Source organism: Rhizobium sp. 05N49, from assembly GCF_056396805.1.
This window is the reverse complement of the sequence record NZ_JBFTME010000013.1, coordinates 1-11,618: the sequence shown is the minus strand read 5'-3', so window position 1 is coordinate 11,618 and position 11,618 is coordinate 1. Positions and strand designations below refer to the sequence as shown.

10 protein-coding genes and 1 pseudogene are annotated in these 11,618 nt (G+C 61.1%); 4 read left to right on the top strand and 7 right to left on the bottom strand.

Annotated features, from left to right (window positions below; translation table 11 throughout):
* Positions 1-75 precede the first annotated feature (75 nt).
* Positions 76-642 (top strand): DUF6101 family protein, encoded by a 567-nt coding sequence (locus tag AC1DF8_RS23630; protein WP_112542913.1) that lies wholly within the window; start codon positions 76-78, stop codon positions 640-642.
* 76 nt (positions 643-718) lie between these two features.
* Here AC1DF8_RS23630 and ubiA read toward each other — a convergent pair whose 3' ends face one another.
* From ubiA to AC1DF8_RS23605, 5 genes are all read right to left on the bottom strand, one after another.
* Entirely contained in the window at positions 719-1,678 is a 960-nt protein-coding gene (gene ubiA, locus AC1DF8_RS23625; protein ID WP_183880831.1) for a 4-hydroxybenzoate octaprenyltransferase, read from the bottom strand.
* Positions 1,679-1,846: 168 nt separating this feature from the next.
* Entirely contained in the window at positions 1,847-2,656 is an 810-nt protein-coding gene (locus tag AC1DF8_RS23620; RefSeq protein WP_112971098.1) for a MipA/OmpV family protein, read from the bottom strand.
* A 118-nt stretch (positions 2,657-2,774) separates the two neighbouring features.
* On the bottom strand, positions 2,775-3,353 hold the full coding sequence (locus AC1DF8_RS23615; protein WP_112971099.1) for a histidine phosphatase family protein: 579 nt from the start codon (positions 3,351-3,353) through the stop codon (positions 2,775-2,777).
* A 48-nt stretch (positions 3,354-3,401) separates the two neighbouring features.
* Complete coding sequence (locus AC1DF8_RS23610) at positions 3,402-4,661, bottom strand: SAM-dependent methyltransferase (protein ID WP_112971100.1); 1,260 nt, start codon at positions 4,659-4,661, stop codon at positions 3,402-3,404.
* Between the two features lie 133 nt (positions 4,662-4,794).
* Complete coding sequence (locus tag AC1DF8_RS23605; RefSeq protein WP_478155296.1) at positions 4,795-7,104, bottom strand: Tex family protein; 2,310 nt, start codon at positions 7,102-7,104, stop codon at positions 4,795-4,797.
* Between the two features lie 238 nt (positions 7,105-7,342).
* On the opposite strand from AC1DF8_RS23605, the gene glyS reads away from it, so the two are divergent.
* Positions 7,343-9,520, top strand: coding sequence for a glycine--tRNA ligase subunit beta (gene glyS, locus AC1DF8_RS23600; protein ID WP_113015045.1), 2,178 nt, complete (start codon positions 7,343-7,345; stop codon positions 9,518-9,520).
* A 48-nt stretch (positions 9,521-9,568) separates the two neighbouring features.
* Here the strand turns inward: glyS and AC1DF8_RS23595 are convergent, their stop codons facing one another.
* Complete coding sequence (locus AC1DF8_RS23595; RefSeq protein WP_112542906.1) at positions 9,569-9,778, bottom strand: tautomerase family protein; 210 nt, start codon at positions 9,776-9,778, stop codon at positions 9,569-9,571.
* A 97-nt stretch (positions 9,779-9,875) separates the two neighbouring features.
* On the opposite strand from AC1DF8_RS23595, the gene AC1DF8_RS23590 reads away from it, so the two are divergent.
* A complete protein-coding gene (locus tag AC1DF8_RS23590; RefSeq protein ID WP_478155295.1) occupies positions 9,876-10,790 on the top strand; it encodes a LysR family transcriptional regulator in 915 nt (304 codons plus the stop codon).
* Positions 10,791-10,822: 32 nt separating this feature from the next.
* On the top strand, positions 10,823-11,344 hold the full coding sequence (locus AC1DF8_RS23585) for a 2-thiouracil desulfurase family protein (protein WP_478155294.1): 522 nt from the start codon (positions 10,823-10,825) through the stop codon (positions 11,342-11,344).
* A gap of 37 nt (positions 11,345-11,381) precedes the next feature.
* Here the strand turns inward: AC1DF8_RS23585 and AC1DF8_RS23580 are convergent.
* Positions 11,382-11,618, bottom strand: a pseudogene (locus AC1DF8_RS23580) (methyl-accepting chemotaxis protein); the annotation flags it as partial.

Sequence of the window (11,618 nt, the reverse complement as noted above, 5' to 3'; positions counted from 1 at the left end):
CGGGCCATAGAGGACGAAAAGTCCCAAGGAGAAGACCGGAAACCGGCTCTCAGGTAAGACAAGGGTAGAAATGAAATGAAGAATACCGTTCTGAAGCCCGTCTGGGCTGGCACGACATTGCGTCTTGATCCGTCTCGCTTTCCGCAGCAGGTAAGCTATGCCATCCACGACGATACCGGTGACGTCAGCATAACGATCGACGAACGCGGCGCAGTCCTGCGCAAGATTCTCCCCTCCAGCGGCCTGCCACTCTCCATCGCCCTGCCGCGACGTGTCTTCAAGGGCGTTGCAGCCCGCGCCATCGACCACGGCAATGGTGAAGTCACAGTGACGCTCGAGCTGCATCACGAAGATCCGGAACTCTGCATCCCGCTGCTCGTCGCCCACGATCTCGGCGATATCGCCGCCGACTGGCGCAGCTGGTCGGAAGCCTTCGGCATTCCGATGCTGATGGTGGAAGCCGATGGCATCGCCCGCCCCCTCGAAGAACATCTCGGCGGACTGCGCACCAGCGAAATGAAGCCGCGCCGCCGCCACTCCTATTTCGCAAACCGGCGCCCGCGCTTCCTCGTGCGCCGCACGACCGGCAAGCTCGGCGTCCTCATGAAGATCGAAGGCAAGGAAATCATCGCTCGCAACTGAGCGATACATTCCGACCCGTTTTCAAACCCGGCCATCGCGCCGGGTTTTTCATTTAACGGACATTCCTCATTTCATTTCAGGGAATGGCGAAAAGCAGCGAGACGAACAGGCCGAGGAAGATGATCCACCCAACTCGGGTGTTCGATTTGAAGAGCGCGAGGCACTGAGCGCCGTCGTCGATATCGAGCGTTCTGATCTGCCAGGCGAACATTCCGGCCGCAATCAGCAGGCCGATGAAGGCCAGAACGCCGACCCCGGCAAGCGCGAAGGACAGGAACATCAGCACTAGGGTCAGCCCGTACAAGCCGACAAGCGCAAGATGTGTGCGCTCGCCGAACAGGCGGGCCGTCGAGCGAACGCCGATCAGTTCGTCATCCTCCTTGTCCTGATGGGCGTAGATCGTGTCGTAACCGATCGTCCAGACCACCGAGGCAAGGTAAAGCAGGACGGCAGAGAAGGAGAGGCTACCGAAAATGCCTGCCCAGCCCATGAGCGCGCCCCAGGAAAAGGCAAGACCGAGGAAGAATTGCGGCCAGTCGGTAAAACGCTTGGCGAAGGGATAGAGGGCGACGACGCCGAGCGACAGAACGCCGAGAAGCACGGCAAACCAGTTGAACTGCAATAGCACGAAGAGGCCGACCAGCGCCTGCAGTGCGATGAAGATCTTCGCCTGCCTGCGGGTCACACGACCCGATGGCAGAGGACGCGAGCGGGTGCGCGCCACCTGCGTGTCGATCTCGTGGTCGACAAGGTCATTGTAGGTGCAGCCGGCGCCGCGCATGGCGACAGAGCCTATGAAATACAGGAACAGGTGGTAGAGAAGCAGGGCGCCGGAAAACACACGCGGTTCGATTGCCGCATTGGCGGCAAGCGTGGCCGACCAGAAGCACGGCCACATGAGAAGCTGCCATCCGATCGGCCGGTCCCAGCGCGCAAGCTGCGCATAGGGCCATAGCCAGGGCGGCAGGATGCGATAAACCCAATTATCCGAGGGCGCATCGGCAACGCGCCCGTTGAGACCATCAATCTGTTGCATGCGGACATCTAGCGACGGCCGGCGTTGATGGTCAAGACTTCATCGCCTCCGAGGTCTCCCTTCGCGGCTCGATGGAGGTGCTTCGTCCCGCAAGGGACCTGCCCTGCGTGACAAATGAAAGCTCAGCGCATCGATGGCCGGCTGGGTTTGGACGATTCGAATAGCCGATCAGTTCAGCGTGAAATTGAACTTGTAGCTTGCCGACACACCGATCAGGAACTGGTTCTTCGACCCCTTCTCCCGCACGAGGCTGCTGTCGGCTGCCGGACCAGCGAGGCGCTTATATTCCGCGAAGGCGCTCGTCGACAGGTTCTCCGTCGCGTTCCAGGTGAGTGCGGTGCCGGCACCGTACGACTGGATACCGCCCGAGGGATCATATGGCTTCAGTCCGCTTGCGGCCGACTGCGCTTCGTTGACGCCATAATAGGAATGGAAATAGCCGCTGGTCGCAAAGGTGGCACGCGGGCCCCCTGATAGCTGCAGATCCGGCGCGATATCGGTGAAGGCATCAAGCGCCACGTCGGCCACAAGACCGTCATGCGAGCGGATGCCCTGGCGCACTTCGGCGCGGGCGCGCAGCCAGTCGGTCGGATAGACTTCCGCAAAACCACCGATTTCGGCGCCCCATTTGACCTTCTTCAGGCCGCGGAGATCACTATCGTCATCCTGGTCACGCTGCGGCACGTAGCGGCCGACGATACCGGCGCGGAAGCTGCTGTTATCAACAAGGGCGAACGAGGGATTGTCGTTGCGCGAGGAAAAGCGCGGGCCGGGACCTTGACGTCCTGCCGAGATCAGCGGGCTGAACTTGAATTCGTTGGTGGACGCGCCTTCGAATTTCGGTGCGGAAAAGCCCGATACGCCGACTTTCAGATACCAGTCACCCGACCACCAATGGCCGCCTTCCTGAGCAGAGGCGGTGCTGAATGAAGCAAGGGCAATAGCTAAAGAGATCGATACGACTGATCGATTAAACACAATCCGCACTCCAGAAAAACGCAATACAAGAACGGCCGCGGACGGCGGCGGTCGCTACATTTATAGCGAGGGTGTTACGTCATTCTTAACCAAGAGAGCGAGATCGAGGGGATCAGAATTACTTCTGGTTCCAGCGGCGGATGACCGGCTCGGTCAGATCGTGCTCGTAGCCGAGGACACTGACGCTCGTTGTATCCAGAATGAAGCGGGAGCCATCCTCCGGCGGCAGGCCGAGCCAGCGGGCGCCGAGAACGCGCAGGAAATGCGAGCTCGAAAAGATCAGGATCGGCGCATTGGCCTCGCGCAGTTCGGCGATGATACGATCCGCACGGGCACCGACATTGCTTGCCGCTTCACCATCAGGGCAACCATCGCGAAAGAGCCGCCAGCCGGGACGCTTGGCGAGAATTTCCTTGGTGGTGATGCCTTCATAGGCGCCGTAATCCCATTCGGCGAGATCGGCCTTGATGATTGCCCTCTCCCCGAAACCAGCAAGCGCACAGGTATTGCGCGCCCTCTGCGACGGGCTCGACCAGACGGCGGATACCGAAAGACCTGAAAGCCGCGGAGCAAGCGCACGCGCCGCCGCCTCGCCATTTTCGGTCAGCGGGATATCGCTGCGGCCGGTATGCTGGCCGGACAGCGACCATGCCGTCTCGCCATGGCGCACGATGGTGATTTCAGGAAATGCGCTCATATCCGTCTCTCCAAAAAGAAAAAGCGCGGCCCAGCCGCGCTTTCGACATCAGAAGGTGAATTTTTCCAGGGGTGGGCGCGTCGCCTCGAATTCCCGGAGCTTCGTCTCGTTTTGCGGAATGTAATTCCGGTTATCGGGCGTCGCAAACTGGTTCTTGGTGATCTGGATCTGCTCGATGAAAAGTTCATCCCAGCGGAAGCCCATTTCGGAGCCAGCCAGATAGAATTCCCACATGCGGAAGAACTTCTCGTCGTAAAGTGCCACCGCCTCCTGCCTGCGGGCCACGAAGCGCTCGCGCCAGTGGCGCAGCGTATAGGCATAGTGAAGAGGCAGCACTTCGACGTCGCGAGTCAGCAGGCCGGCCTTTTCAAGCGGAACCAGCGTTTCGGCGATCGAGGGAATATAGCCCTGCGGGAAGATATATTTCTCGATGAATGCGTTGGTGGCGAAACTCGGCTTCGGACGCGCGATCGAATGCAGCAGCATGACGCCGTTGTCATCCAGCAGTTCGTACACCTTCTTGAAGAAGTTGCCGTAATTGCCGATGCCGACATGTTCGAACATGCCGACCGAGACGATACGGTCGAACTTCTTGCCCGTCAGGTAACGATAGTCCTGCAGCTCGAAGCGGACGCGATCGGCAAGACCGCGTTTCTGAGCCCGTTCGCGGGAAATCTTTAGCTGCTCTTCGCTGAGCGTGATGCCGGTAACATCAAGGCCGGGCGTCGATTCCGCGAGATACATGGCCATGCCGCCCCAGCCGGAGCCGATTTCCAGCACGCGCTGACCCGGTTGCGGATTGAGCTTGGCCGCGATGTGGCGCTTCTTGGCAACCTGCGCCTCTTCCAGGCCAATGCCCGGCGGATCGAAATAGGCACAGGAATATTGCCAGTCCTCATCGAGGAAGAGTTCGAAGAGCTTTTCCGACAGGTCGTAATGGTGGGCGACATTACGCTTGTTATGGTTGACCGGTATGCGGCTCTTGAGCTGCTGCATGGCGATGCGGCCGATGAGCAGGGCGGCCATCTTGAAATCGAAGATTTCGTTGGTGGTGTTCTGCTTCACCAAGGCGAGGAAGTCGTAGATGTTGCCCTGTTCAAGGATGAACCGGCCTTCCATATACATTTCGCCGAGCTTCAGCGTCGGATCGCGACGGATCGCATCCTCGGCCTCCTGATCGGCAAGACGAGCGGCAACCGGTTCCCCGGTGCCATCGCCAATCGTGTGGGTCTCGCCGTTGGCGAGCGTAAGGGTCAAAGAACCCTTGCGGACAATTTTTTGGACAATCGATAAGAATGCCGACGCCATGGACGCCTCGCAAATGTGACAGGATGGTCACATCAACTTAATAACTCTCTTCTGCCTTACAAGCGCCGGATTTAGCACTCCGCAGATTCAATTGCCAAAGTGTGACATTTTTGCAAATATAGGGGCTAAGCCCTTATTTTCGCTTCATGGCTTCGGCGAGCGCCGCGCCGAATGCGCCCTGGCTCTGTGGCTTGGACTGTGCCGGCTTGCGGTCCTGTTGCGGGCGCTGGCCGGCATTTGCGCGCGACTCAGCACGCGGAGAACCCGCGGAAACGCCGTCATCCTTGCGCATGGAGAGGCCGATGCGCTTGCGCTTCACATCCACCTCAACCACACGAACCTTGACGACATCGCCAGCCTTCACGATTTCGTGAGGATCCTTGATGAAGCGGTCGGCAAGCTGGGACACGTGGACCAAGCCATCCTGATGCACGCCGATATCGACGAAGGCGCCGAAGGCCGCGACGTTGGTCACCGTGCCTTCCAGCACCATGCCCGGCTTCAGGTCGCTGATTTCGTTGATGCCTTCGGCGAAGGTCGCGGTCTTGAAGCTCGGGCGCGGATCGCGGCCGGGCTTGTCGAGTTCGGCGATGATGTCCTTGACCGTCGGCAGGCCGAACTTCTCGTCGATGAACTTGCGCGGGTCGAGCGCCTTCAGCGTGGCGCTGTCGCCCATCAGCGAACGCAAGTCGCGGCCGCAAGCAGCGACGATCTTCTTCGCGACACCATAGGCTTCCGGATGCACGGAAGAAGCGTCGAGCGGCTCCCTGCCATCAGGGATGCGCAGGAAGCCGGCCGCCTGTTCGAAGGTGCGCTGGCCGAGCCGGGCTACCTTCAGGAGATCCTTGCGGCTCCCGAAAGCACCATTCTGGTCGCGGTGCAGGACGATCGCATCGGCGATCGAGCGGCCGAGGCCAGAGACGCGCGACAGGAGCGGCGCCGACGCGGTATTGAGATCGACGCCAACAGCATTCACGGCATCTTCGACGACGGCATCGAGCGAGCGTGACAACTTCGTCTGATCGACATCGTGCTGGTACTGGCCGACGCCGATCGACTTCGGCTCGATCTTGACGAGTTCGGCGAGCGGGTCCTGCAGGCGCCGCGCGATGGAGACGGCGCCGCGCAGCGACACATCCAGCTGCGGAAATTCAGCGGCTGCGGTTTCAGACGCCGAATAGACGGAAGCGCCGGCTTCCGAGACGATGACCTTGGTGGGTTTGGGCGCCGGAAGGGCGGCAAGCATAGCGGTTACCAGTTTTTCCGTCTCGCGGCTGCCGGTGCCGTTACCTATGGCGATCAGTTCGACATTATGCTTGCGGATCAACGAGGCAAGTTCGGCCTGTGTGCCGCGCACATCGTTCTTCGGCGGGAACGGATAGACGGTGGTCGTATCGAGCAGCTTGCCGGTGCCATCGATGATCGCGACCTTGACGCCGGTGCGGATACCTGGATCGAGGCCCATCGTGGCGCGCGAACCGGCGGGTGCTGCCAGAAGCAGATCCTTGAGATTGCGGGCAAAGACATGGATCGCTTCTTCCTCCGCCCTCTCGCGCAACTCGCGCATCAGGTCGAGCGACAGCGACATGGAGAGCTTCACACGCCAGGTCCAGCTTGCGGCATCCATCAGCCAGCGGTCGCCGGGGCGCGACGCGCCGATTTCATAGGCGGTCGCAATCATGCGCTCGACCGGCTTGTTCGGCGAGGCGATCTCGGCATCAGCCTCGATCGTCAGCGTCAGCACTTCCTCATTCCAGCCGCGCAGCATGGCGAGCGCGCGGTGGCCGGGAGCCGTCGCCCAGCGTTCGGAATGATCGAAATAGTCCGAGAATTTCTCGCCGGTCGCCTGCTTGCCATCCACGACCTTGGCTTTCAGAAGTGCGGCATTGCGCAGATGGGCGCGCAGCTTGCCGAGCAGATCGGCATTTTCGGCAAAACCTTCCGCGACGATGTCGCGCGCGCCTTCGAGCGCCGTCTTCACGTCGGGCACGTCGGCGGTGATATAGGCTTCGGCGAGCGTTGCCGGCTCCCTGCTGCGGTCGGCAAGGATCGCGTCGGCAAGCGGGCCGRGGCCGCGTTCCCTGGCGATTTCGGCCCGGGTGCGACGCTTCGGCTTGTAGGGCAGGTAGAGGTCTTCAAGCTCGGCCTTGGTGGCGGCGCCCGAAAGCTTCGCCATCAATTCCTCGGTCATCTTGCCCTGGCCCGTGACGGATTCGATGATCGTATCGCGGCGGGCTTCGAGTTCGCGCAGATAGACCAGACGTTCGGCCAGTGTGCGCAGCTGCGTATCGTCGAGACCGCCGGTCACTTCCTTGCGGTAGCGGGCAATGAACGGCACTGTCGCGCCTTCGTCCAGCAGCTCGATCGCAGCCTTGGCCTGATCGGGCCGGGCGTTGATTTCAGCGGAGATGCTTGCTGCGAGCGAACGAAGGTCAGCGGCCATGGGATTTCCTGCGGTTTGTTAGGGTGGGCGGACCATAGCGGCGAAAAGCGGCAAGGCAATGCCTCCCGCCGCTTTCCACAGTTGAAGGCAGCGCTCCCAGCGATTTAAGCGGCATGACTGAGGCGCAATTGAGCCTTCTTCCTCCTGTTTTTGCGGTTGTGCAGATGCGGCATTCTTTGGTAGCAGAGGCGACCATTTTTGATTGCCCCTGCCCTGCAGGCGCCAGGAAAAGAGTACCATGCCGAACCTGCTTCTCGAACTTCGCTCCGAAGAGATCCCCGCCCGCATGCAGCGCAAGGCCGCCGGCGATCTCAAGAAGCTCCTGACCGATGCCCTGGTGGAAGCAGGCCTGACCTATGAAGGCGCGCGCGAATATTGGACGCCGCGCCGCCTGACGCTCGATATTCACGGCCTGACGGCCCGCTCCGCCGATGTGCGCGAAGAGCGCAAGGGGCCGCGCACCGACGCCAATGAAAAGGCGATCGAGGGCTTCCTGCGTGGCGCCGGCCTTTCCTCCATTTCCGAAGCGCAGGTCGTCAGCGATCCCAAGAAGGGCGATTTCTACGTTGCCGTCATCTCCAAACCGGGTCGCAGCGCGGAAGAGATCATCGCCGAAGTCATGCCCGGCATCATCAAGGATTTCCCGTGGCCGAAGTCGATGCGTTGGGGCAAGGCTTCCTCGCAGCCGGGTTCGCTGCGCTGGGTGCGCCCGCTGCAGTCGATCGTCTGCACCTTCGGCAGCGAGCATGAAGAAACCGTTGTCATTCCCTTCGAGATCGATGGTCTCGTCGCCTCCAACGTGACCTACGGCCATCGCTTCCACGCGCCCGAGGCGATCACCGTCAAACGTTTCGACGATTATGTCGCGAGCCTCGAAAAGGCGAAGGTCATCCTCGATGCGGAACGGCGGAAGGATATCATCCTGCATGACGCCCGCGACATTGCCTTTGCCAGCGGGCTGGAGCTGGTCGAGGACGAAGGCCTGCTCGAAGAGGTCTCCGGCCTCGTCGAATGGCCGCAGGTGCTGATGGGCTCCTTCGAGGAGGATTACCTTTCGATCCCGTCGGAGATCATTCGCCTGACCATCAAGACCAACCAGAAATGCTTCGTAACCCGCAAACAGGGCGAAGAGACGCTTTCGAACAAGTTCATCCTCGTTTCCAACATCCAGGCGACTGACGGTGGCAAGGAAATCGTCCACGGCAACGGCAAGGTCGTGCGTGCGCGCCTGTCCGACGCGCTGCATTTCTGGAAGCGCGACCAGGGCAACCTGCCGGACCTCGAAACGCTGGAAGCTTCCGCCAAGAAATTCGGCCTCGACCTTGCCAAGCCGCTCGACCAGCGCATGGCCAAGCTAGATGCGCTGAATGTGACCTTCCATGCCAAGCTCGGCACGCAGGGCGATCGCGTCGAGCGCATCCGCGCGATGGCTGCCAAGATCGCCATGCCTGTTGGTGCCGATTACAAGGTCGTGGATCGCGCCGCGGTTCTCTGCAAGGCGGACCTGCGCACCGAAGCTGTCGGCGAATTCCCGGAACTGCAGGGTGTCATGGGCCGCAAATATGCGGCGCTGCAGGGCGAAGATGTCTCGGTTTCCACCGCCATAGAAGACCATTACAAGCCGCAGGGCCCATCCGACCGCGTGCCTGACGACAAGGTTGCGATCACGGTGGCGCTCGCCGACAAGCTCGATACGCTGATCGGTTTCTGGGCGATCGACGAAAAGCCGACTGGCTCGAAGGATCCGTTTGCATTGCGCCGTGCCGCGCTCGGCATTATCCGCATCCTGCTCGAAAAGCGCGCCCGCGTGACGCTATTGCCGCGCATCACTTCGCATATGCAGCGCATCGACATGGATATCGGCGCCAATATTGCTACCGACGACCTGTCGCGGCAGTTCGACCTGCTCTCCTTCTTCCATGATCGCCTGAAGGTCTATCTGCGCGACCAGGGCGCCCGCCACGATCTTATCGATGCGGTCTTGACGCCTGAATCCGACGACCTCCTGATGGTCGCCCGGCGTGTCGAGGCGCTGACCGCCTTCATCACCTCGGAAGACGGCATCAACCTTCTGGCCGGTACCAAGCGCGCGACGCAGCTTCTGGCCGCCGAGGAGAAGAAGGGCACTGTCGTTGCGGACGGCGTTTCCGAGGCCTTGCTGAAACTCGACGCTGAAAAGGAACTGTTCGCGGCCATCAGCAAGGCTGCGTCGGAAGCTGCCGGCGCCGTTGCGCATGAAGACTTCCGCTCGGCCATGGAAGCGCTGTCAAAGCTGCGTGCCCCCGTCGACCGCTTCTTCACCGATGTGCTGGTCAATGACGAGGATGCCGCGATCCGCGCCAACCGTCTTGCGCTGTTGCGGATGATCCGGGCGGCGACCGGTACGGTGGCGGATTTCTCGAAGATCGCCGGCTGAACGGCCGACAAAAAAATGGGGCCAGATGGCCCCATTTTGCTTTTGCCCTTATCGTCCCTTTTGCATCTTGGCGATGGTCAGCGTTTCGCCGGCGCGGCCATAGCCGCCGTCGACGACTTCATCGACGAGAACCATCGTGTAGGGGCGGACGCCCTCCCCGAAAAAGTCAACGAACATGGCGGTCGTACGCAGGATGATGTCCTCCTTCTGCTCCGACGTCAGGGTACCCTCGGGAAACTTGTAATTTGCGAATGGCATGATGAACTCCTGCCCGGTTTATGTTGCGACCGGGCGAAGGTAGCGCCGATCTCGGCATGCTTGAAATTGATATGGAGTATGTGCATTCATCCACGCCATGGATTTACATGGAATCGATCTCAACCTGCTTGTCGCCTTCGACGCGCTCATGAAGGAGCGCAGCGTGACGAAGGCCGGCATTCGCATCGGCCGCACACAACCGGCCATGAGCGCTGCCTTGGCGCGGTTGCGAAGCCTGCTGAAAGACGAGCTTCTGGTGCGAGGGCCGCAGGGCCTGCAGCCGACGCCAAGAGCGCTTGATCTCGCCGAGCCATTGTCACGCGCCCTTGCCGACATCCAGCGCACACTTGATTTCACTCAGGCGTTCGATCCCGCGGCCTCCTCTGCTGCCTTCACGATCGGCCTCTCCGACCACCCGACTTTCGCGCTTCTGCCGCAACTCGTTGCGCATTTCGCCAACGCGGCTCCGGTTGCAACATTACAGGTCCGGAATTTCAGCGCGCGTAACGATGCCATCGATCTCCTGGATGCAGGAGAGGCCGATGTGACGGTGGGCGTGCCGGCAACGAAAACCGGGCGCATTCTGACCCAGCCTCTGTTTGAGGAGCGTTTCGTCAGCATCGTCAGGAAGGATCATCCGGCTGCAGGCAAGGCGCTCGATCTCGACGCCTTTCTGGCTCTGCCGCACCTGCTCGTCTCGCCTGAGAACGAGCGTTTCGGCCATGTCGATACGGCGCTTGCCAAGGAGGGACTTCAGCGGCGGCTCGCGCTCACGCTTCCCAATATGTATGCCGCACCGCTCTTGATTGCCCGCTCCGACATGATCGCTACCTTGATGGCCGGTGTCGTGGCAGCCTCCGGCCATGCGCACGAACTTGCCCTATTGGAGCCACCGCTCATGCTGGAGCCCATCCCCTTCGTCATGTCATGGCATCGGCGCAACGATGCCCATCCGGCGCAGCGCTGGTTTCGGAACTGCGTTGCCGAGGCTGTGCCTGACGTCAGGCGGTGACGCCTGCATAAATATCCATTAAAGCTCGTTCCATGGTGTCCAAGATCCTCGTCAGTGCCTGTCTCATGGGCCATGCCGTCCGATATGACGGACGCGCGAAGCCGCTCGTCCATCCGGCAATCGAACGCTGGATGCAGGAAGGCCTGATCGTGACGATCTGTCCGGAAATGTCGGCCGGCATGCCGGTGCCGCGGCCACCTGCCGAAATCGGCGATGCGGCTGATGGCGAGGATGTGCTGTCAGGAGCTGCCCGCGTCGTGGAACTGACCGGTGGCGATGTGACAGAGGAATTCCTGCGGGCGGCGGAAAATGCCGTGCGGCTCGCGGTCGACAGCGGCTGTCACTACGCACTGCTGATCGACGGCAGCCCGTCCTGCGGTTCCCGTTTTATCTATGACGGCTCCTTCTCGGGCAACCGGCGGACCGGGAACGGCGTTACCGCGGCGGCACTGAAACGGGCAGGCATTCAAGTCTTTTCCGACCGCGAGATCGATCGGCTGATAGAACGCATCGGCGTCAACGGCACGGCCGCCGGGGATACCGGCGGCCGCTAACTTCTTTCGTGATAAAATCGCTTGCAGTCGCCCCGTCTTAAGCGGCGCGGCGACCCTGATGCATGACCGGAGCCGCAGCGGCATTGCCGATGCGGAAGCCGCGGATGAGGTTCAGCAACTCGTCGGTATCGGCAGCCAGCGTTTCAGCCGATGCCGTGGTCTCTTCGGCCATGGCGGCGTTCTGCTGGGTGGCGGCATCGAGCTGGTTCATCGAAGACGAGATCGAGCGCAGCGTCGTATCCTGCTCGGAGGCGCTGTGGGCGATCTTGGCGAC

Excerpts from the sequence above, each read along its gene's own strand:
- AC1DF8_RS23630 (WP_112542913.1), top strand. The coding sequence starts at position 76 with ATGAAGAATACCGTTCTGAAGCCCGTCTGGGCTGGCACGACATTGCGT.
- AC1DF8_RS23590 (WP_478155295.1), top strand. The coding sequence starts at position 9,876 with ATGGATTTACATGGAATCGATCTCAACCTGCTTGTCGCCTTCGACGCG.
- ubiA (WP_183880831.1), bottom strand. The coding sequence starts at position 1,678 with ATGCAACAGATTGATGGTCTCAACGGGCGCGTTGCCGATGCGCCCTCG.
- AC1DF8_RS23615 (WP_112971099.1), bottom strand. The coding sequence starts at position 3,353 with ATGAGCGCATTTCCTGAAATCACCATCGTGCGCCATGGCGAGACGGCA.
- glyS (WP_113015045.1), top strand. The coding sequence starts at position 7,343 with ATGCCGAACCTGCTTCTCGAACTTCGCTCCGAAGAGATCCCCGCCCGC.
- AC1DF8_RS23595 (WP_112542906.1), bottom strand. The coding sequence starts at position 9,778 with ATGCCATTCGCAAATTACAAGTTTCCCGAGGGTACCCTGACGTCGGAG.
- AC1DF8_RS23610 (WP_112971100.1), bottom strand. The coding sequence starts at position 4,661 with ATGGCGTCGGCATTCTTATCGATTGTCCAAAAAATTGTCCGCAAGGGT.
- AC1DF8_RS23585 (WP_478155294.1), top strand. The coding sequence starts at position 10,823 with ATGGTGTCCAAGATCCTCGTCAGTGCCTGTCTCATGGGCCATGCCGTC.